General features: G+C 69.8%; 18 protein-coding genes. 10 read left to right on the top strand and 8 right to left on the bottom strand.

The features are described from left to right. The first annotated feature begins 174 nt into the window (after positions 1 to 174). The 6 genes from EOD73_RS11735 to EOD73_RS11710 all read left to right on the top strand — a co-directional run bounded on the left by EOD73_RS11735 (position 175) and on the right by EOD73_RS11710 (position 7,944). Positions 175 to 2,958: a TonB-dependent receptor gene (locus EOD73_RS11735; protein WP_164846049.1), complete on the top strand. Its 2,784-nt coding sequence runs from the start codon at positions 175 to 177 to the stop codon at positions 2,956 to 2,958. Between the two features lie 92 nt (positions 2,959 to 3,050). Then, positions 3,051 to 4,250, top strand: a complete 1,200-nt coding sequence (locus tag EOD73_RS11730) for a geranylgeranyl reductase family protein (RefSeq protein WP_127683194.1) — start codon at positions 3,051 to 3,053, stop codon at positions 4,248 to 4,250. A 5-nt stretch (positions 4,251 to 4,255) separates the two neighbouring features. Beyond that, positions 4,256 to 5,011 (top strand): class II glutamine amidotransferase, encoded by a 756-nt coding sequence (locus EOD73_RS11725; RefSeq protein WP_127683193.1) that lies wholly within the window; start codon positions 4,256 to 4,258, stop codon positions 5,009 to 5,011. Between the two features lie 60 nt (positions 5,012 to 5,071). Then, positions 5,072 to 6,157: a sensor histidine kinase gene (locus tag EOD73_RS11720; RefSeq protein ID WP_127683192.1), complete on the top strand. Its 1,086-nt coding sequence runs from the start codon at positions 5,072 to 5,074 to the stop codon at positions 6,155 to 6,157. After that, positions 6,154 to 6,912: a LytR/AlgR family response regulator transcription factor gene (locus EOD73_RS11715; RefSeq protein WP_127683191.1), complete on the top strand. Its 759-nt coding sequence runs from the start codon at positions 6,154 to 6,156 to the stop codon at positions 6,910 to 6,912. The genes EOD73_RS11720 and EOD73_RS11715 overlap by 4 nt, the downstream gene beginning before the upstream one ends. Positions 6,913 to 7,113: 201 nt before the next feature. Next, complete coding sequence (locus EOD73_RS11710) at positions 7,114 to 7,944, top strand: PEP-CTERM sorting domain-containing protein (protein ID WP_127683190.1); 831 nt, start codon at positions 7,114 to 7,116, stop codon at positions 7,942 to 7,944. A 66-nt stretch (positions 7,945 to 8,010) separates the two neighbouring features. Here EOD73_RS11710 and EOD73_RS11705 read toward each other — a convergent pair whose 3' ends face one another. Genes EOD73_RS11705 through mnmA form a run of 3 tightly spaced genes read right to left on the bottom strand, consistent with a single transcriptional unit; the run spans position 8,011 to position 11,086 of the window. After that, entirely contained in the window at positions 8,011 to 8,667 is a 657-nt protein-coding gene (locus EOD73_RS11705; RefSeq protein WP_127683189.1) for a response regulator transcription factor, read from the bottom strand. Then, the gene (locus tag EOD73_RS11700) at positions 8,664 to 9,929 is read right to left on the bottom strand and encodes a sensor histidine kinase (RefSeq protein ID WP_127683188.1); all 1,266 of its coding nucleotides are present in this window, start codon (positions 9,927 to 9,929) and stop codon (positions 8,664 to 8,666) included. Before EOD73_RS11700 ends, EOD73_RS11705 begins: the two co-directional genes overlap by 4 nt. Positions 9,930 to 9,967: 38 nt before the next feature. Then, positions 9,968 to 11,086 carry a tRNA 2-thiouridine(34) synthase MnmA gene (mnmA, locus tag EOD73_RS11695; protein WP_127683187.1) on the bottom strand — a complete coding sequence of 373 codons (1,119 nt, stop codon included), beginning with the start codon at positions 11,084 to 11,086 and terminating at the stop codon, positions 9,968 to 9,970. Positions 11,087 to 11,139: 53 nt separating this feature from the next. On the opposite strand from mnmA, the gene EOD73_RS11690 reads away from it, so the two are divergent. From EOD73_RS11690 to EOD73_RS11680, 3 genes are read left to right on the top strand one after another with little or no spacing between them, the layout of a single operon-like run. Next, positions 11,140 to 12,081 carry an MBL fold metallo-hydrolase gene (locus EOD73_RS11690; RefSeq protein ID WP_127683186.1) on the top strand — a complete coding sequence of 314 codons (942 nt, stop codon included), beginning with the start codon at positions 11,140 to 11,142 and terminating at the stop codon, positions 12,079 to 12,081. Beyond that, complete coding sequence (locus tag EOD73_RS11685) at positions 12,081 to 12,536, top strand: GNAT family N-acetyltransferase (RefSeq protein ID WP_127683185.1); 456 nt, start codon at positions 12,081 to 12,083, stop codon at positions 12,534 to 12,536. Before EOD73_RS11690 ends, EOD73_RS11685 begins: the two co-directional genes overlap by 1 nt. 22 nt (positions 12,537 to 12,558) lie before the next feature. Next, positions 12,559 to 13,602 (top strand): RNA methyltransferase, encoded by a 1,044-nt coding sequence (locus EOD73_RS11680; RefSeq protein WP_127683184.1) that lies wholly within the window; start codon positions 12,559 to 12,561, stop codon positions 13,600 to 13,602. Here the strand turns inward: EOD73_RS11680 and EOD73_RS11675 are convergent. The 5 genes from EOD73_RS11675 to EOD73_RS11655 all read right to left on the bottom strand — a co-directional run bounded on the left by EOD73_RS11675 (position 13,593) and on the right by EOD73_RS11655 (position 18,149). Continuing rightward, positions 13,593 to 14,273 carry an ABC transporter ATP-binding protein gene (locus EOD73_RS11675; RefSeq protein ID WP_127683183.1) on the bottom strand — a complete coding sequence of 227 codons (681 nt, stop codon included), beginning with the start codon at positions 14,271 to 14,273 and terminating at the stop codon, positions 13,593 to 13,595. The genes EOD73_RS11680 and EOD73_RS11675 overlap by 10 nt on opposite strands. Position 14,274: 1 nt before the next feature. After that, the gene (locus tag EOD73_RS11670; protein ID WP_127683182.1) at positions 14,275 to 14,475 is read right to left on the bottom strand and encodes a hypothetical protein; all 201 of its coding nucleotides are present in this window, start codon (positions 14,473 to 14,475) and stop codon (positions 14,275 to 14,277) included. After that, positions 14,475 to 15,719 (bottom strand): FtsX-like permease family protein, encoded by a 1,245-nt coding sequence (locus EOD73_RS11665; RefSeq protein WP_127683181.1) that lies wholly within the window; start codon positions 15,717 to 15,719, stop codon positions 14,475 to 14,477. Before EOD73_RS11665 ends, EOD73_RS11670 begins: the two co-directional genes overlap by 1 nt. A gap of 135 nt (positions 15,720 to 15,854) precedes the next feature. After that, on the bottom strand, positions 15,855 to 16,847 hold the full coding sequence (locus tag EOD73_RS11660; RefSeq protein ID WP_164846048.1) for an efflux RND transporter periplasmic adaptor subunit: 993 nt from the start codon (positions 16,845 to 16,847) through the stop codon (positions 15,855 to 15,857). 45 nt (positions 16,848 to 16,892) lie between these two features. Continuing rightward, the gene (locus EOD73_RS11655) at positions 16,893 to 18,149 is read right to left on the bottom strand and encodes a cyclic di-GMP phosphodiesterase (protein WP_127683179.1); all 1,257 of its coding nucleotides are present in this window, start codon (positions 18,147 to 18,149) and stop codon (positions 16,893 to 16,895) included. A gap of 94 nt (positions 18,150 to 18,243) precedes the next feature. On the opposite strand from EOD73_RS11655, the gene EOD73_RS11650 reads away from it, so the two are divergent. Continuing rightward, positions 18,244 to 18,678 (top strand): hypothetical protein, encoded by a 435-nt coding sequence (locus EOD73_RS11650; protein WP_127683178.1) that lies wholly within the window; start codon positions 18,244 to 18,246, stop codon positions 18,676 to 18,678. The last annotated feature ends 20 nt before the right edge of the window (positions 18,679 to 18,698 follow it).

Raw genomic sequence — 18,698 nt, 5'->3', positions numbered from 1 at the left:
TGCCGCTGCCGAACCGCCCTGGCGACGGGTTCGCCCTAGGGTGCTGAAATGGGGTGCGGTCAAAAAATCGCACCCGTTTCTTGGTGTTACGGCGGCCCACGGGCCGGCTCCACCCAAGTTTTGGTGCCTGACGCCAACCGGCGTCGGGCTTTGTTTTTGTCAACTGGAGAAGTCGTGTTCAAACACTCCAAACTGGCCCTGGCCGCGTTGGTCGCCGTCAGCGGCTCGGCTGTGATGGCCCAAACCCAAACCCCCCCGCCTGCCCAGCCCCAGCAGCTGGAGCGCGTGGAAGTCACGGGCTCGAACATCAAGCGCCTGGACAAGGAAACCGTCGCGCCGGTGGAAATCATCACCCGCGAGCAGATCGAGCGCACCGGTCAGCCGACCGCTGCCGACGTGCTGCGCAACCTGCCCTCCAACCTGGGCAGCTTCGGTGAGAGCTTCTCGAACAGCTTCGCCCCGGGCGCTGCCGGCATCTCGCTGCGCGGCCTGGGCCAGAAGACGACCCTGGTGCTGATCAACGGCCGCCGCACCGCCGGCTATGGCTACGCCCAGAACCTGCAGGACACCTTCGTTGACCTGAATGCCATCCCGACGAGCGCCATCGAGCGCATCGACATCTTGAAGGACGGCGCCTCGGCCATTTACGGCTCCGACGCCATCGCCGGCGTGGTGAACATCGTCCTGCGCAAGGACTACAAGGGCGCCGAGATCCGCGCGAACGCCGGTTTCTTTGAAGGCAAGAACGACACCCGCGTGACCGGCACCTTCGGTTACGGCGACCGTGCCGCCTCGGGCTTCAACGTCTTCGGCACGATCGACTACTACCAGCGCGACCTGCTGCTGCAGTCGGACACCGAGTACCTGAAGACCCGTGATTTCCGCGATCGCGTCGGTGGCCGCAACCTGCAGTCGCTGACGGGTGCTGGCACCTGGCGCGCACTGAACGCCGCCGGCACGGCCTTCACCAACCAGTACCGCGCCATCAGCGAGTGCTCGCAAATCGGCGGCACCGTGATGACCCGCGACCAGGCTTTGGCCGCTGGCTTGATCCAGCCGACGGCTGCGAACCTGAACGCCACCACCGGCATCGGTGGCCGTGCCGACAGCACCTTCTGCACGTTCGACTACAACAAGCAGTTCACCGCGCTGCCGGGCACCAAGCGCCTGAACAGCTACGGTCGCGCCACCTTCGACCTGTCGGCCAACGCCACGGCCTTCGTCGAAGCCGGCCTGAGCCGCACCGAAACCGAACAGACCTTCCAGTCGACCTTCTTTGCCGGCACCACGGGCCTGCAACAGACCCCGGCCGGCCTGCGTCCGTTCACCTACAACATCACCTTCGGCCCTGGCGCCAGCGGCAACCCCTTCAGCACCCCCGCGCGTTACAACGGCGTGCTGAACGACATGGGCACCCGCAACAGCGAGATCACCTCGACCACCGCGCGCGTGCTGGCCGGCGTGACCTACACCCTGGGCGATTGGGACCTGGACAGCGGCGTGACCATCTCGCGCAGCGACACGACCACGCTGAACCTGAACCGCCTGAGCAAGGCCGGCACGAGCACCGCCTTCGGCGTGCCCAGCACCCCGCAGCCGCCCACCCCCATCGCGGGCTCCACCGGCGCCATCCAGTACAACGTGGACCGTCCGAGCCTGAACTCGGCCGCCGTGCGCGACCTGATGCGCGCCAACTTCGAGCGCGCCGCCATTTCCGACCTGCAAATGGTCGACACCCGCGCCAGCACGACCGTCGGTTCGCTGGCCGGTGGCGACATCGGCCTGGGCATCGGCTTCGAATTCCGCCGCGAAGCGATCAAGGACCGCCCGGCCGCCATCGCCAAGAACGGCGACATCCTGGGTCAGGGCATCACCGCCACCGACGGCAGCCGCACCAACACCTCGGTGTACGGCGAACTGTCGCTGCCCTTCATCAAGGACCTGGAAGCGCAGTTGGCCGTCCGCATGGACCGCTACAGCGACTACGGCACCTCCACGACCCCGAAGGTCGGCGTGAAGTACCGCGTGATGGACGGCATGCTGGTTCGCGCCAACTGGGGCAAGGGCTTCCGCGCCCCGACCCTGCCGGAAATCTCGCCCTCGGAAGCCACCTTCTTCACGACGGTGACCGATCCTGAAGACGATGTGGTTCGTCAGGTGTCGGGTGTGTACTCGGGCAACCCCAAGCTGAAGGCCGAGACCTCGAAGAGCGCCACCGTGGGTGTCGTGTTCGAGCCGACCAAGGACGTCAGCTTCGGCGCCAACTGGTACCGCATCGACTGGCGCAACGTGGTGTCGTCGAAGTCCTTCCAGGACATCATCGACGCCACCTGCCCGAACGGTGGCGTGCCTTTCAGCGGAACGCCCTGCCCGAGCACCGCCCAAGTGCTGCGTGACACCACGTCGGGCACGAACGGCGTCGTGACCATCTTGTCGAACTACGAGAACCTGGCCTCGCGCATCACCTCGGGCTTCGACCTGGACGGCTCGCTGCGCTTTGCCACCGACATCGGTCGCATCACCACGACGGCTAACGTGACCTACATCCACAGCTTCAAGGAAGACGGTGTGGAGTACGTGGGCACCAACGCCGGCTCCAACACGATCCCGCGCACCCGCGCTGGTTTGTCGGTGAGCCTGGACCAAGGCGCCCTGGCGCTGACGGCCCGCGTGAACTACACGCACAGCTTCTACCAGCAAGCCCTGGCCTCGTCGTGGTTCACGCCGCAAGACCCGCGCTTCCAGAACGGCGTGCTGCCGGCCCGCACGGGGTCGAGCACGACGGTGGACCTGTTCGGCCGTTACGCCTTCGACGCCAACCTCAGCGCGTCGCTGTCGATCCAAAACGTGTTGAACAAGATGCCCCCGTTCGACCCGGCTTGGACCAACCTGACCGACATCAGCCTGTACGACGTGCGCGGCCGCACCTTCCGCGTCGGCGTGACCTACAAGTTCTGATCCCGGTCGGTACTTGCGTCCCCCAAAAGGCCCCGCTCGCGGGGCCTTTTTTCATGGGGACAATGCCAGCGATGGACGAGGCTCGAAGCGCAATGGCGGCAGCAGACTGGGACGTGGTGGTGGTGGGCGCGGGCCCGGCAGGCAGTGCTGCGTCGCGGGTGCTGGCGCAGGCCGGCTGGCGCGTGCTGGTCGTCGACCAACAGCCAATCGGGCGCGACAAGGTCTGCGGCGACGGGCTCATCCCGGACGCGCACCAGGCCCTGGCCCGCTTGGGCCTGCTGGACGCGGTGATGGAGAAGGCCCAGCGCGTGCGCCATGTGCGCGCGGTGGGGCCGCGGGGCGGGCATTTGGACGTGCCCGGCTCGCTGGCCGTGTTGCCCCGCCGCCAGCTCGACGAGTTGCTGCTGCGCGCCGCGATCGACGCCGGTGCGGTGTTCGAGCAGGCCCGCTTCGAAGCCCCCCTCGAGGTTGAGGGTCGCGTGGTGGGCGTGCGCTTGAAGTGCGGCGAGGCCCTCGTCGAGCGCCGCGCGCGCTGGGTGCTGATCGCCACCGGTGCGGTGCCCAAGGCCCTGCAGGCGGCCGGGATGTGCACGCGGCACACGCCCAGTTGCGTGGCGCTGCGCGGGTATGTGCACGCGCCCTCCATGGTCGGGCGCATCACCGAGCTGGAGGTGGTTTGGAGCAAGGCGGTACGTCCGGGCTACGGCTGGATCTTCCCGGCCCCGGACGGCCACTTCAACATCGGCGTGGGCATCTCGGAAAGCCACGAATCGATCGACGGCAAGGGCCACAAAAAGGCCGTGAACCTGCGCGAGGTCTTCGACCAGTTCGTCGCGGCGCACCCACCGGCGGCGGCTTTGATGCGCGAGGGGCGTTTGGTGGGCGAACTGAAAGGCGCGCCGCTGCGCTGCAGCCTGGAAGGCGCGCGCTTCAGCCGCCCGGGCCTGATGGTGGTGGGCGAGGCCGCGGGCAGCACCTACTCGTTCACGGGCGAGGGCATCGGCAAGGCCATGCAGACCGCCATCGCCGCGGCCGACGCGCTGCTGGCCCAGGGCGAGGACGCGGCCGCGCGAGCCCGCTACGAGGCGGCTTTGGACGCCTTGCGGCCGAAGTTCCGCATGTACGAGCGGGCCAACCGCGTCAACCGCCACCCCTGGGTGGCCGATCTGTTGATTTGGCGGGGCCGCAAGAGCGCCAAGCTGCGCCAGCGCATGAGCGGGGTGCTGGAAGAGACCAGCAACCCGGGCACCTTGGTGAGCCTGCGCGCCATCCACCGCCTGTTCCTGGAGTAAGCGCGATGTGCCAACTCCTGGGCATGAACGCCAACGTGCCGACCGACGTGATGTTCAGCTTTGCCGGCCTGAGCGCCCGCGCGGGCGAGCACCCGGACGGCTTCGGCATCGCCTTCTTCGAGGGCAAGGGCCTGCGCCTGTTCGTCGACCCCAACAGCGCCAAGGACTCGGTCTTGGCCGAGGCCATCAAGCGCTACCCGATTCGCAGCGAGGTCGTCATTGCGCACATCCGCAAGGCGACGCAGGGCCGCGTGGCCCTCGAAAACAGCCACCCTTTCAGCCGCGAGCTGTGGGGCCGCTACTGGGTGGGCGCCCACAACGGCGACTTGAAAACCTTCCGCCCGCCCTTGCACGGCGCCTTTCGTCCGGTGGGCGACACCGACAGCGAGCACGCCTTTTGCTGGCTGATGCAGGAACTGGCCAAGGCGCACTGCCGCGTGCCCAGCATCGACGAGCTCACCCTGACCTTGCGCGAGCTGCTGCCCCGACTGCACGCCCAGGGCACCTTCAACTTGCTGCTCAGCAACGGCGAGGCCCTGTGGGCGCACGCCAGCACGAACCTGCACTACCTGCTGCGCGCCGACCCCTTTGGCGCCGCGCGCTTGGCCGACGACGACCTGAGCGTGGACTTTGCCCAGCACACCCGCCCCAGCGACCGCGTGGCCATCGTGGCCACCGAGCCCTTGACGCCCGACGAGCCCTGGGTCCGCCTGGCGCCGGGCACGCTGGCGGTGTTCCGGCAGGGGCAGCTCGTCGCTTGATGTCCGCCATTCGCCCCTTGGGGGCCGCGGCGTGCGGCCGGGCTTCCTAGACTGCCGCCCATGACGACCTCGCCCGCCGATTCACGCCCCTGGTGGAAGGACTGGACCCAGTGGGTGTGTCCTGGGCCTCGCCGCGTGTTCAGCGCCGAGGAGCTGGCCGTGGCCGGGCAGCAGCCCTGGCCCGCCGGGGTGGACTCCTACCTGTACTTCAACGTCATCACCTTGCTCGCGCTCATGGCGATGCAATGGCCGGTGAGATTGATGGCTGTTTTCGTCCCCGGGGTGATGGCACTGACCTGGGCCGTGTTGGCGGCGTCGCGATGGTTGTGGCGGGTGCCCAGTCGAAAACGCCTGGGGCAAGCGAGCTACGCCTCGGTCGGCGTGCTGGTGCTGACCTTGTTCGCTTTGGCGGCATGGCTGGGCAAAGGGCACGAGGCCGTGGGTGTGGCCTTCCTGGGCACGTACGTTTTCATCGTCACGAGCTGGTTGTTGATGGTCATCTTTCGCGTGGCCCAGATCGAGGCGCGGCTTCGCGAAATCGCCGATCAACAGCAACAGCTGGCGCTGACGCGGCGTTTGGCCACAGCCCAGATCCACCCGCACTTCTTGTTCAACACCCTGGCCAGCTTGACGCATTGGGTGGAGACACACGACCCCCGCGCCGCCCCCTTGCTCAAGGACCTGGCCGCCTACCTGCGCGCCACCCTGCCCCTGTTCGAGCGGGAAAGCATGCCCCTGACGGAAGAGTGGGCGCTGGTGCGCACCTACCTCGGGATCATGCAAGCGCGCCTGGGCGATCGCCTGCGCTGGTCCATCGACCACGACCCGGCGCTGGACGGCCTGTTGGTGCCACCGGGCAGTGTGCTGACGCTGGCGGAGAACGCCATCACCCATGGCATCGAGCCGGCGCTGCGCGGCGGCACCGTGACCCTGCGCAGTCAGCGTCAGCCCGACGGGCGCGCCTTGGTGCGCGTCGACGACGACGGCGCCGGCCTGCCCCAGCCCTTCAAGCCTGGCCTGGGCTTGAGCAACACCCGCGACCGCTTCCGCCAGCTGTGGGGCGAGCGCGCCACCATGACCCTCCAACCCTTGCACCCCGACGGCAGCGGCTGCCGCTCCGAGGTGCTCATTCAAGACCGCCCATGACCGCCTGCAAGATCCTGATCGCCGACGACGAGGAAGGCCCCCGCGAGCAAATGAAGGCGGCCCTGGCCCGGCTGTGGCCGCAGGCCCAGCTTGTGGCGGCCGCCACCAATGGCGTCGATGCCTGGGACGCCGTGCTGGAGCACGAGCCCGACGTGGCCTTCCTGGACATCCGCATGCCCGGCCTCACCGGCCTGGACGTGGCCCGACGCGCCAGCCAACTGGCCACGCCCCCGCAAGTGGTGTTCGTCACCGCCTTCAACGACCACGCGCTGGCGGCCTTCGACGCCGGGGCCATCGATTACGTGCTCAAGCCCTTGGACGATGCGCGCCTGCAGCGCGCCATCGACAAGCTGCGGGCGCGCACGACGCCCGCCCCCGCAGCCCCCGACCTGACGCAGCTCTTGCAGTCCCTGCTGCCGCCGCGCGCGACGGCGAGCCGGCCCATCCAGGCCAGCGTGGGCAAGGAGATCAAGCTCATCCAGCCCGACGAGGTGGTCTTTTTCGAGAGCGACACGCGCTACACCCGGGTGGTGACCGCCGACCAAGAGGCCTTGATTCGCACCCCCTTGAAGGAACTGATCGCCACGCTGGACGCCGAGGTCTTTTGGCAGGTGCACCGCTCGGTGTTGGTCAACAGCCGGCACATCGCCAGCGCCGTGCGCGTCGACGAAAACAACATGGTGCTGACCTTGAAGGGCCGCAGCGAAAAGCTGCCGGTCTCGCGCCAGTTCCAGGGCCTGTTCAAGGGGCAGTGACCCCGCAGACGTGGGGGGTGTGTGGCGCTGGTGCCCTGTCGGGGGCGCTGACAGGCCGGGTGCGTCCTGCGTCGTTGGACCGCCCAACTGCCCGCGATCGCCCCAGTGGCGCTAGGGAAAACGCTAGGCTGGCACGGGATTCGCTTTCTCTGAAGGGTGCAACGCGGTGTTGCATTCCGATACCAATCAGAGAGGCACTACATGAATGCATTCCGTTGCGCCGTTTCGGCCCTCGCCCTGGTGGCTGCCACCGCGGCACAGGCCGACGTCGTCGTCATCCCGCAAACCGCGCTGAACGACTCGCCCGGCGTCTACACGGCCGGTGGTTACTACACCACCAACCTCGGCCCGAACATCGTCACCACCGGTGGCGGCAACGCGGCCAACGTGGGCAACGCCAGCGGTCGCAACGACGACGGCTTCATGCAGCTGGCCCTGGGCTTCAACGTCACCTACTTCGGCACGACCTACAACAGCCTGTACATCAACAACAACGGCAACGTGAGCTTCGGAGCCGGCATCTCGGCCTTCGTGCCGACCGGCCCCACGGGCGCCAACGCCCCCGTGATCTCGCCCTGGTTCGGCGACGTCGACACGCGCAATGCCGGTTCGGGCCTGGTGCACTACAACCTGAGCGCCGACCAACTGATCGTGACCTGGGACCGCGTGGGTTACTTCAGCAACAACGCCAGCGCGCTGAACAGCTTCCAGCTGGTGCTGCGCAGCGACCTGTTCGAGGTGCCGGTGGGCGAGGGCAAGATCGGTTTCTTCTACCAAGGCATGGGCTGGGAGCGCACGAGCACCAGCACGGTGGCCGCGGTGGGCTTCGGTGACGGCCAAGGCAACAGCAAGGTGCTGGCCGGTTCGACCACCGCGGGCCTGAACGCCGTGGTGCAAAACCAGTACCTGTGGTTCGACGCCAACCTCGACGTGGTGCCGCCCACCGACGTGCCGGAACCCGCCACCCTGGCCCTGGTGGGCCTGGGCCTGATCGGCGCCGGCGTTGCACGCCGCCGAAAGCGCGCCGCCTGAACCTCGGTTCACCGGCCCCAAAAGAAAGGCGACCTTCGGGTCGCCTTTTTCATGGCCGCGAGGGGCTCAGATCCACCCGAGGTCGATGGCCCGCAATACCGCCTGGGTGCGGTCGCGCACGCCCATCTTGGCGAAGATGGCCGAGCAGTGGTTCTTGATCACGCCCTCGCTGTTGCCCAGCAAGGTGGCGATCTCGGTGTTCGAGCGGCCCGAGGCCACCAGGCGCAACACCTGCAGCTCTTTGGGGCTGAGCGGCTCGGGGTCGGGCAGGCCTTCGAAGGCCCGCTCGGTGGCGCCGGGGCGCGTGGCGCGCTCGGTCAGGCCGGGGCGCAGGGCCAGGCCGCCCTGGGCCACGTCGCGCAGGGCCTGGGCCAGGGTGTCCACGCTGATGGCCTTGAGCAGGAAGCCTTTGGCCCCGGCACGCGCGGCCTCGTCGAAGGCCTCGCGGTCGTCGAAGGTGGTGAGCAGCACCACGGGGACGGCCAGCGCGCGGGCGGCCAGCGCGCGGATGAGGCCGATGCCGTCCAGGCGCGGCATGCGCATGTCGCTCAGCACCACGTCGGGCGGGTCGGCCTGGATCATGGTCAGGGCCTGCGCGCCGTCCTCGGCCTCGCCGGCCAGGTGGATGTCAGGGCACAGCGCGAGCAGGCCCTTGAGGCCTTCGCGCACCAGTTGCTGGTCCTCGACCAGCAGCACGCGGATGGGAGTGACGGGGGCGTTCATGCGTGGGTCTCCGTGTCGCGCGGGCAGCGCATTTCGATCAAAAAGCCTGGGTGTTGGCGCAGCACCGACAGGCTGCCGCCAAGCTCGGTCAGGCGCTCGCGCATGCCGGTCAGGCCGTTGCCGGGTTTGAGCTTGGGCTGGCCCTGTCCATCGTCGTCGATGCGGATGAGGACCTCGGTCCCGTCGGTGCGCACCTCGATGCTCAGGTGCCTGGCGCGCGCATGGCGCACGCAGTTGGTCACCGCCTCCTGCACGCAGCGCAACAGGGCGTGGGCCGTGCGAGGGCCGAGGTCGCGCACGGCCTCGGGGTCCAGGCTCAAGGCGATGCGCGGCGTGTCGATGCCTTGTGCCAAGGTTTGCAGCGCGGCCGACAGGTCGATGCGGGCCTGCTCGCGCTGCAGGCTCACGGCTTCGCGCACGTCGGCCAGCAGCTGCTCGGCCACGCCGCGGGCCTTCGCCAAGGCGCCAGCGGCGGCGGGGCCTTGCGCGCGGGCCAACAAGGCCTCACCGAGCTGCAACTGCAAGTTCAACGCGGTCAGGTGGTGGCCCATCAGGTCGTGCAGCTCGCGGGCCAGGCCCAGGCGCTCGCTGTAGCGCAGTTGCTCGTCGTGCAGTTGCTCGGCCGACAGGCGCTCGGCGAGCATGGCCTGCAGCCAGCGGCGCTTGTCGGCCTGCGAGGCCGTGAGCCGCCCCAGGCCGAAGCCCAGGCCGTACAGCGCCACCATCCACAGGCCTTGGGTGAACAGGGCCGGCATCAGGCCCAGCGACTGCTCCTGCCGCTGCGCCTCGCTGGGCAAGAGGGCGTAAAGCCCCAACGCCAACAGCACCTGCAAGGCGGCAAAGGCCAGGGCCGCGCGGGCGCTGAGCATCACGCCGGCCAGCACCGTGACGATGAAGGCCAGGGCCGGGGTGACGGCGAAGGCCAGCAGATCCAGGGCCAGCAACCACAGCCAGACGTGCGCCGGCGGGGTGTCGATGTGCTGCTGGCGCGCCAATCGCCACAGGCCCCAGCCCGTGGGCAGCATCAGCGCCAAGCTCAAGAGCAGGGGGGCGCGGTCCCGGGCGTCCCCGCCGCCAAGCTGCCAGAGCTGGTTGATCAGGCCGTCGAAGGGCTCGGCGGCGGCCCCGGTCAGGGCGGCCAAGGCGGCGCGCAGCTCCAGCAGCACCAGGGCCAGGGCCACGCCGCGCAGGGCCACCGTGGGCTCGACCAGGCGGTCCAGCCAGGGGCGGGCGGTGGGCGGGTGGGGAGGCAAAGGCGGCACGGCCGAAGCCTAGCGGGCCCGGGCCGGCGCGACGTTGGTCATGCGCGGGGCAGGGGCTCGGCCTGCTCGATCACCGCGCCACCCAGGCAAACCTCGCCGTCGTACAGCACGGCGCTTTGGCCGGGCGTGACGGCCCACTGCGGGTCGTCGAAGGCCAGGCGATCGCCCTGCAGCGCGCAGGGGGCGTCGGCCTGGCGGTAGCGGGTCTTGGCGGCGTAGCGGCCATCGGCCGGCGCCGGGCCGGCGATCCACGAGGGATCGGTGAAGCGCAGGGCCGGGCTTTGCAGCAGCGGGTGCTCGTGCCCTTGCACCACCACCAAGCGGTTGCGTTCCAGGTCCTTGGCGGCCACGAACCAGGGCGCGTGCTCGCCGCCGCCGCGCGGGCTGCCTTTTTCCTTCACGCCGCCGATGCCCAGGCCTTGGCGCTGGCCCAGGGTGTAGAAGCTCAGGCCCACGTGCTCGCCCAGCCTGCGGCCGCGCTCGTCCACGATGTCGCCCGGCGCGTGGCTCAGGTAGCGGTTCAGGAACTCACGGAACGGCCGCTCGCCGATGAAGCAAATGCCGGTGCTGTCCTTCTTCTTGGCGTTGGGCAGGCCCCATTCGGTGGCCAGGCGGCGCACCTCGGTCTTGGGCAGCTCGCCCACCGGGAACATCACCTTGCTGAGCTGGGCTTGGGTGAGGCGGTGCAGGAAGTAGCTTTGGTCCTTCAGCGGGTCCAAGCCTTTGAGCAACTGCGACTCTCCCGAGGGCAGCACGCGGCGGCGCGCGTAGTGGCCGGTGGCGATGGCGTCGGCCCCCAGGCGCATCGCGTGGTCCAAGAAGGCCTTGAACTTGATCTCGGCGTTGCACAGGATGTCGGGGTTGGGCGTGCGCCCGGCCTGGTACTCGCGCAAGAACTCGGCAAAGACGCGGTCCTTGTACTCGGCGGCAAAGTTGACGTGCTCGATCTCGATGCCCACCACCTCGGCCACCGCGGCCGCGTCCACGAAGTCGACGTTGGACGAGCAGTACTCGCTGTCGTCGTCGTCCTCCCAGTTCTTCATGAAGATGCCAATCACCTCGTGGCCCTCGCGCTTGAGCAGGGCGGCGGTGACGGCGGAGTCGACGCCGCCGGAGAGGCCGACGACGATGCGTTGTTTCTGGGGGGCAGCAGGCATAAGGGGGCAATTGTCGATAGGCTGGCGACTTTTCAAGCCCCGGAGCCCGACCCATGCGCCAAATCCTTGCTGCTGCCGCCACCGCCGCCGTTCTGGCCTTGCCCACGATCGCCCTGGCCGCCCCGCCCCAAGCCGGCGGCCAAGCGCCCGGCTGGTTCCGCATGAAGCTGGGCAGCTTCGAAGTCACCGCCTTGAACGACGGCATCTTCCAGTTGCCCGTGGACAAGCTGCTGCAAACGCCCGACCCCACGCTGGTGGCCCGCCGCCTGCAAGAGGCCTACCTCGGCATCCCCCTGGCCACCTCGGTCAACGCCTACCTGATCCACACCGGCGAAAAGCTGGTGCTGATCGACACCGGCCACGCCGGCCAAGGCGGCGCCCCCACCGGCCTGCTGCTGGCCCACCTGAAGGCCAGCGGCTACACGCCCGACCAGGTCGACGAGGTCTACATCACCCACTTCCACGGCGACCACATCAACGGCCTGCTGGACAAGGACGGCAAGCCCGCCTTCCCCAAGGCCACGGTGCGCGCCGACCAGCGCGAAAGCGGCTTCTGGCTGGGCGACGAGGCCCAAGCCCCCGAGGCCGCGCGCGGCAGCATGCAAAACGCCAAGCGCGTGATCAAGCCCTACCAAGACGCCGGCCGCTTCAAGCCCTTCGACGGCGCCACCGAGCTGGTCAAGGGCGTGCGCAGCGTGCCCACCTACGGCCACACGCCGGGCCACAGCATCTACGTGGTGGAAAGCGGCGACGACAAGCTGGTGCTCTGGGGGGACCTGATGCACGTGGCTGCCGTGCAGTTCAAGAACCCGGAGGTGACCATCGCCTTCGACAGCGACCCCAAGGCCGCCGGCCCGCAGCGCTTCCAGGCCTACGACAACGCCGCGCGTGGCGGCTACTACGTGGGCGTGGCCCACATCAGCTTCCCGGGCATCGGCAAGCTGCGCGAGAACGGCAAGGGCTACGACTGGCTGCCGGTGAACTACAACCGCTGATGCAGGTCGAACTGCGGGCCATCACCGCCGACACCGTCCGGGCGGTGTGCCGCTTGTCCCTGGGGCCGGGTCAAGAGAACTTCGTCGCTCCCAACGCGGTGTCGCTGGCGCAGGCCCTGTTCCACCCCGAGGCCTGGTACCGAGCCATTTACGCGGACGACGAGCTGGCGGGCTTTGTCATGCTGGAGGACCAGTCCCAGCGTGCCGACCCGCCGGCCGACCCCAGGATGGGGTTGTGGCGCTTCATGATCGACCAGCGCTTCCAAGGGCGTGGGGTCGGGCGTTTGGCGATCGCGGCGGTGGCCCAGCATGCGCGGCAGCAAGGGCACGTGCAGCTGTACACCTCGTACATCCCGGGAGACGGCAGTCCCGAGCGCTTCTACCTGGGGCTGGGGTTCGTGCCGACCGGCGAAATGGATGGCGAAGAGATCGTGGCCGTGATGCCCCTGCGCTGAGGCGCGGTCGACAATCCCGGCCATGTCCCCCACAAGCCTGGCCGAGATCGACGCCACCCTGCAGCGCCTGGGCGCGCGCCCCGAGCACCGCAGCCGCCTGTTGCGCCACTGGCTGCAGGCCATCCCGCTCGACCGGGGCCGCAACCCGCTGGCCCACTACCTGCCCAAGGCGCTGCACGAGGCCCTGCCGAGCCTGATGGCCGAATGGCAGGGCGTGGCCGCGCTGCACGCGCGCGAACCCAGCGAAGACGGCTCCGAGCGCCTGCTGCTGCGCCTGCACGACGGGCAGAGCGTCGAGGCCGTGCTGCTGCCCCGGGGCGGCCTGTGCATCAGCAGCCAAGTCGGCTGCGCCGTGGGCTGTGGCTTTTGCATGACGGGCACGCTGGGCCTGATCCGCCAGGTGGGCAGCGCCGAGCTGCTGGCCCAGGTGGCCACCGCGCGCACCTTGCGTGCGGTGAACAAGGTGGTCTTCATGGGCATGGGCGAGCCGGCCCACAACCTGGACGCCGTGCTGGCCGCCATCGACACCTTGGGCACCGAGGGCGGCATCGGCCACAAGAACCTCGTGTTCAGCACCGTGGGCGACGAGCGCGTGTTCGAGCGCTTGGGCCGCGGTGCGGTGAAGCCGGCGCTGGCGCTGAGCCTGCACACCACGCAACCCGCCCTGCGAGAACAACTGCTGCCCCGCGCGCCGCGCTTGAGCCCCGAGTGGCTGATGACCCAGGCCTGCGATTACGCCCGCCGCACCGGCTACCCGCTGCAGGTGCAGTGGACCCTGCTGGAGGGCGTGAACGACGGCGACGACGAGGTGGAGGGCCTGGTGCGCCTGTTCCAAGGCCAGCCGGCCATGCTGAACCTGATCCCCTTCAACACCGTGCCGGGACTGCCCTTCCAGCGACCGAGCTGGGACGCTTGCCGCGACCTGGCCCGGCGCCTGCACGCGCGCGGCATCCTGACCAAGCTGCGCGATTCGGCGGGGCAGGACGTGGAGGGCGGCTGCGGCCAGCTGCGCGCGCGCTTGCAGCCGGTGCGGGTGGTCCGCCGCTCGGCGGCCCCTCAGGCCTGAGGCGCCAGGCGGCCGTCGACCAGGGCGATCTGCCGGTCGGCCGCGGCGGCAAACCCCAGGTCGTGCGTCACCGTCACCACCGTGGTGCCCTGCGTGCGGCACAGGCTGCGCAGCAAGTCGCGCACGTTGGCGCTGCTGGCGCTGTCGAGGTTGCCCGTGGGCTCATCGGCCAAGATCAACAGGGGTTGGTTGGCCAGGGCGCGGGCGATGGCCACGCGCTGGCGCTGGCCGCCGCTGATCTGGTGCGGGTGCTTGTGGGCGTGGCCTTGCAGGCCCAAGTCGTCCAACAGCGCGTGTGCTCGGGCCACGATCTCGGTCTCGCGCAGCCGCGCCAAGCGGCGCATGGGCAGGGCCACGTTGTCCAGCAGGCTGAACTCGGGCAACAAGAAGTGGAACTGGAACACGAAGCCCAGCTTGGCCAGGCGCAGGTCGGCCAAGCGGTCTTCGTCGAAGTCGGCGGTGTCTTCGCCGTCGACCGTCAGCCGCCCCGAGGTCGGCCGGTCCAGCAGGCCCAGCAGGTAGAGCAAAGAGCTTTTGCCAGAGCCCGAGGGCCCCACGATGGCCACGAACTCGCCGCGGTCGATGCGCAGGCTCACGTCGCGCACCAGGGTCACCGGCAGCTCGCCCGGCAGGGTGCGTGTCAGGGCCTCGGTCTCGATCAAGGGGTGCATCTCAGGCCCGGGGCAGGTGGCGCAGCTTGGGGTGCAAGGACTGCGGGTTGATGGCGAGGTCACCCTCGGTCGTCCACGGGGTGAGCGCGGGCGGTAGGCGGGGGGACACCAGGTCCCGCAGCGGCTCCTCGGCGCCAGCGCCAGCGGACCAGGCGCTGGTGCTGGGGCCGAGGGAGAGCGCGAGCGCGAGACGGCGTTGCATCAGGCCGCGCCCCGCAGGATGTCCACCGGGTGCAGGGCCGCGGCCTTGCGCGCCGGCAGCCAGGCGGCGGCCAGGCTGGCGGCCAGCGCGAAGCCGGCGGCCAGCGCGAACTGCTCGGCACCCCAGTACAGCGGCAGGCTGCTCGCGTCCAGCGCGCCGGGCGGCTTCACCTGCACCTGGGCCAGGGCCTGCATCAACAGCGCCCCCAAGCCCAGGCCCAGCAGGCTTCCCACGCTGCCCACGGCCAGGCCCTGCAGCAGGAAGATGCGCTGCAGCTCCCGCGCGTGAAAGCCCATGCTCTTGAGGATGGCGATGTCCTTGGTCTTTTCCAGGGCCACGGTGCTGAGCGTGTTGTAGATGCCGAGCGAGGCCACCACCAAGATGGCCGACACCACGGTGTACATGATGAGGTTGCGGATGACCAGCAGGGACAGGATGTCTTGCGAGGCCTCCGTCCACGACACCGCCTTGGTGCCGAACTCGCGCTCGAGCGCCGGCGCCAGGGCGGCCGCGGCCTGCGGGTCGTCCAGTTGCAGGATGAGGCGGTTGACGCGGTTCTCGCGGCCCAGCAGGCTTTGTGCGCGGCCCAGTTTCACGAAGGCCTGGCCTTCGTCGTAGGCCTGGTTGCCCGTGCGAAACACGCCCACCACCTTCATCGGGCGGCTGCTGCCGCCTGCGGCCACCACGCTCACCGTGCTGCCCAGGCGCAGTTGAAACTGCTGCATCAGGCCGGCCCCCAGCACGATGCCGTTGGCGTCGGCGTCCAACGCGTCCAGGCTGCCGGCGACCATCTTCGATTCGATGGTGGACACGCCCCGCATGGCCTGGGGCTCGATGCCCTGCATCTGCAGGCCCTGCACGCGGCCGGCAAAGGACAGCACCACAGCGCCGTTGAGCACCGGTGCCGCCCGCACGCCCTCGCGCGCGCGCAGCGCCTCCAGCATTCGCGGCCAGCCTCGGATGCCCCGCGTTTCGCGCTGGGGCTTCACCCGCGGCAGGTTCAGGGCCGCCTCGGGCCAGCGCAGGGCCGCGGGCTGGGGCGGGGCCTCGCGGGCCTCGTCGTACACGGTGATGTGCGGGGCGTTGTCCACCAGGCGCTGCAGGAAGTCCCGCTCGGAGCCGCGCATCAGGCTGGAGACGGCCAGGAAGAAGGCCACCCCCAAGATCACGCCCCCCAGGGCGACGAGGGTTTGGCGCTTGCGGCCGATGAGGTGGGCCCATGCCACGGCCAAGATCACCCGCATGGTCGCCCCCGGCCCGCCCCTGCACGACAGGGGCGGTCCTTCGCCCGGCGGCGAAGCGGCCTTGGGCCGCCTCTTGGACCTGGCTCAGCCCGGGCCACGGCCAAGATCACCCGCATGGCCACTCCCATCGCGGGCTCAAGGCGCGGCCTTCACGCGCTGGCCGTCCTTCAAGCCGTCGGGCTCGGCGATGACGGATTCCTTCGCGTCCAACCCGCCCAGCACCTCTGCCTTGCCCTGGCCGCGCGCCCCGAGTTGGAGCGTGCGCGGCCGGGCCCGGCCTTGGTCGATCACCCACACCGTCTGGCCCTGCAGCACCCCGGTGGGCAGCAGCAGCGCCTGGGTCCGGCGGGCGAGCACGATGTTGGCGTCCACCGTCATGCCCACGCGCAGGCCTGCAGGCGGCTGGGCCAGGGCGATGCGCACGCGGTAGCTGCGGGCCACCGGGTCGCCACGCGGCGTGATGGCGTCCACCACGCCGTCGAACACCCCATCGCCCAGGGCCGCGGCGCGCAGCACCACGGGCTGCCCGGGTTGGACGCGGGCGATGTCTTCCTCGTCCACCTCGGCGCTGACGCGCAAGCGCTGGGCGTCGCCCAAGGTGAACACGGCCTGGCCGGCCGGGATGAATTGGCCCACCTCACCGTCGCGCCGCAGCACGGTGCCGGCTTCGGGCGCCAGCAGCAGGGCATAGCCGCGCTGGGCTTGCACCCGGGCGGCTTGGGCCCGCACGGCATCGCGCTCGGCCCGGGCGCGGTCGGCCTCGCTGGCGGCCACGAACTGCTGCCGCACCAAGGCCTCGGTGCGGTCCAGCGCCAGTTGGGCCTGCCGCTCGCGCGCGGCCAGTTCGGCCAGTTGCGCGTCGGCCTCGGCCGTTTCCAGGCGGGCCAGCAACTGCCCCTTCTTGACGGACTGCCCTTCGTCGGCGCTCAGGGCCAGCAGGCGCCCGCCCACGCGCGGTGCCACGGGCAGTTGCACCACGGGCTCGACCGCGCCGGTGGCAAACACGGCGTCGATGGCCTCGCCCCGGGTCGGGGTCACCGCGGTCACTGGGCGGGGGCGTTGCCAGGCCCACAGCAGGGCAACGGCCCCCAACAGCAGGGGCAGGAGGAGCAGCCAGCGTCGTTTCATGGGGCCCATCTTGCGCCGGTTCGGCGGCGGTGACTTTGCGCGGCGTCAGCCCGGCGCGCCTTCGGTGCTGAAGTGGTAGGTCGTGCGCTTGCGCGGCGACAGGTAATCGAACACCGCCGCCGGCAGCTGCTGCGGGCGCAGGGTGCTGGCCACGGCCACGTCCGGCTCTTGCTCGAGGTCGACCACGATGGCGCCTTCTTTGGGCACGGCGGGGTCGTAGACCAACACCGTGGGCTTGAGGGGGCGGCTGCTGTTGACCGACACCACCATGCCCAAGGTGCCGTTGTTCAGGGCCACCACCGTGCCTGGCGGGTAGATGCCCACGCTGCGCACGAAGGTCGTCAGCACCGTGGCGTCGAAATGGGCACGACGTTGCCCGTAAATGAGCGACAAGGCCTCGTGTGGCGTCAGCGCCCGCTTCGGGTCCACGGGGTTGCACAGGTTGTCGTAGGCATTGACCAGGCAGACGATGCGGGTCAGCAGGGTCATCTGCGCGCCGGTGAGCTTGCGCGGGTAGCCGGTGCCGTCGGCGTGCTCGTGGTGCTGCTCGATGATGGCGCGCACCTCGGGTGCGACCTCCATGGTGCGCGCCATGTCGGCGCCCTTGCTGGTGTGCGTTTGAAACACCGACTGCTCGGCCGCGGTCAGGGCGCCGGCCTTGCGCGCCACCCGCTCGGGCAGTTCGCTCTTGCCAATGTCGTGCAGCAGCGCTCCCAAACCGAGCAACTTCAGGGCCGGGGGTGGGGCCTTCAACTCGCGGCCCAAGATCATGGACAGGATGGCGACGTTCAGCGAGTGGATGTAAACGTCCTCGCCACCCACCTTGTCCGCCATCAACTGGATCGCCACGTCGGCGTCGACCAGCATCGAATCGGCGATGCCGCCGATCAGGGCGCCGGCCTCCTCGTAGGCCTGCTTGGGCTTGGCGAACAGGTTTTGGGTGATGGACTTGACCGCCCGGCTGTTGGACAGCAAGGCGCGCTCGCAGGCTTGCACCGTGGCTTGGCGCGCGGCCATGCGCTCCAGGCGCTCGCGCTTGGCGGCCAGGGCGGCGGGGTCGGGGGCGGGGGCACTGCTGCCCGCCTCCGGCGGCACTTCCGGGGCGGGCAGGGGCTGGCTGTCGCTGCGCTCGGGCGAGTAACGCAGCGACTGAATGCCCAGGGCCTGGATCGCCGCCACCTGCTCCAGGCTCTTGATCTTGAAGCTGGAAAAGGTGAAGGGGTGCGAGGTCCAGGGCAGGTCCAGGTGCACGTACATCCCGATGCAGAGTTGGTCGGGGCCGATGGTGTGGTCGTGGCTCATCGATCGGGGCCGAAGCCGTGGCGCGGGAGGAACGCCCCATCCTAGGACGGTGGCTGGCGACAATGCGTCCGTGATTCACCGCCCTCGCCCCCCCATGGCCGCCCGCTGGTGGCTGGCCGCGGTCTTGGTCGCCTTGCTGGGCGCCCAGGGCCTGGCCTGGGTGCACGCGGTGCTCCACCCGGGGGCGGGCGTGCCCCATGCCGTGGGGCTGTCGGTGGCCGACGACCGCGCGGTGCTGGACGTCGCCGCGATGCGCCGCACGCACGACCGGCACGGCGCCCATGCAGGGCATGCCGGTCCGCCGGCCACCCAGGCTTGGCTGCATGAGCTGGCGGCTGGCCACGACGACGGCTCGGACCTGTGCCAGTGGTTCGATGCCCTGTGCGTCGCTGGGATGCCCAGCGCGGCCCTGGCGCCGCTGCTGCACGAGCCCCCCGCGCGCTGGGCCGTCGGCGTCTCCTTGCCGGCCCCTGCGACGACGCTCGGCTGGCACCGCCCGCCGGCGCGCGCCCCCCCGGTCCGGGCCTGAGCCTTCGCTTCGCCCGCCGT

This window comes from Inhella crocodyli, from assembly GCF_004004565.1.
Taxonomy (GTDB): Bacteria; Pseudomonadota; Gammaproteobacteria; order Burkholderiales; family Burkholderiaceae_C; genus Inhella; species Inhella crocodyli.
The sequence above is the reverse complement of the archived record's forward strand: the minus strand, read 5'-3'. Positions and strand labels throughout refer to the sequence as shown.

What these genes read in the sequence shown, in the direction of transcription:
- EOD73_RS11730 (WP_127683194.1), top strand. Translation starts at nt 3,051, where the DNA reads ATGGCGGCAGCAGACTGGGACGTGGTGGTGGTGGGCGCGGGCCCGGCA.
- EOD73_RS11725 (WP_127683193.1), top strand. Translation starts at nt 4,256, where the DNA reads ATGTGCCAACTCCTGGGCATGAACGCCAACGTGCCGACCGACGTGATG.
- EOD73_RS11720 (WP_127683192.1), top strand. Translation starts at nt 5,072, where the DNA reads ATGACGACCTCGCCCGCCGATTCACGCCCCTGGTGGAAGGACTGGACC.
- EOD73_RS11715 (WP_127683191.1), top strand. Translation starts at nt 6,154, where the DNA reads ATGACCGCCTGCAAGATCCTGATCGCCGACGACGAGGAAGGCCCCCGC.
- EOD73_RS11710 (WP_127683190.1), top strand. Translation starts at nt 7,114, where the DNA reads ATGAATGCATTCCGTTGCGCCGTTTCGGCCCTCGCCCTGGTGGCTGCC.
- EOD73_RS11705 (WP_127683189.1), bottom strand. Translation starts at nt 8,667, where the DNA reads ATGAACGCCCCCGTCACTCCCATCCGCGTGCTGCTGGTCGAGGACCAG.
- mnmA (WP_127683187.1), bottom strand. Translation starts at nt 11,086, where the DNA reads ATGCCTGCTGCCCCCCAGAAACAACGCATCGTCGTCGGCCTCTCCGGC.
- EOD73_RS11690 (WP_127683186.1), top strand. Translation starts at nt 11,140, where the DNA reads ATGCGCCAAATCCTTGCTGCTGCCGCCACCGCCGCCGTTCTGGCCTTG.
- EOD73_RS11685 (WP_127683185.1), top strand. Translation starts at nt 12,081, where the DNA reads ATGCAGGTCGAACTGCGGGCCATCACCGCCGACACCGTCCGGGCGGTG.
- EOD73_RS11680 (WP_127683184.1), top strand. Translation starts at nt 12,559, where the DNA reads ATGTCCCCCACAAGCCTGGCCGAGATCGACGCCACCCTGCAGCGCCTG.
- EOD73_RS11675 (WP_127683183.1), bottom strand. Translation starts at nt 14,273, where the DNA reads ATGCACCCCTTGATCGAGACCGAGGCCCTGACACGCACCCTGCCGGGC.
- EOD73_RS11670 (WP_127683182.1), bottom strand. Translation starts at nt 14,475, where the DNA reads ATGCAACGCCGTCTCGCGCTCGCGCTCTCCCTCGGCCCCAGCACCAGC.
- EOD73_RS11665 (WP_127683181.1), bottom strand. Translation starts at nt 15,719, where the DNA reads ATGCGGGTGATCTTGGCCGTGGCATGGGCCCACCTCATCGGCCGCAAG.
- EOD73_RS11660 (WP_164846048.1), bottom strand. Translation starts at nt 16,847, where the DNA reads ATGAAACGACGCTGGCTGCTCCTCCTGCCCCTGCTGTTGGGGGCCGTT.
- EOD73_RS11655 (WP_127683179.1), bottom strand. Translation starts at nt 18,149, where the DNA reads ATGAGCCACGACCACACCATCGGCCCCGACCAACTCTGCATCGGGATG.
- EOD73_RS11650 (WP_127683178.1), top strand. Translation starts at nt 18,244, where the DNA reads ATGGCCGCCCGCTGGTGGCTGGCCGCGGTCTTGGTCGCCTTGCTGGGC.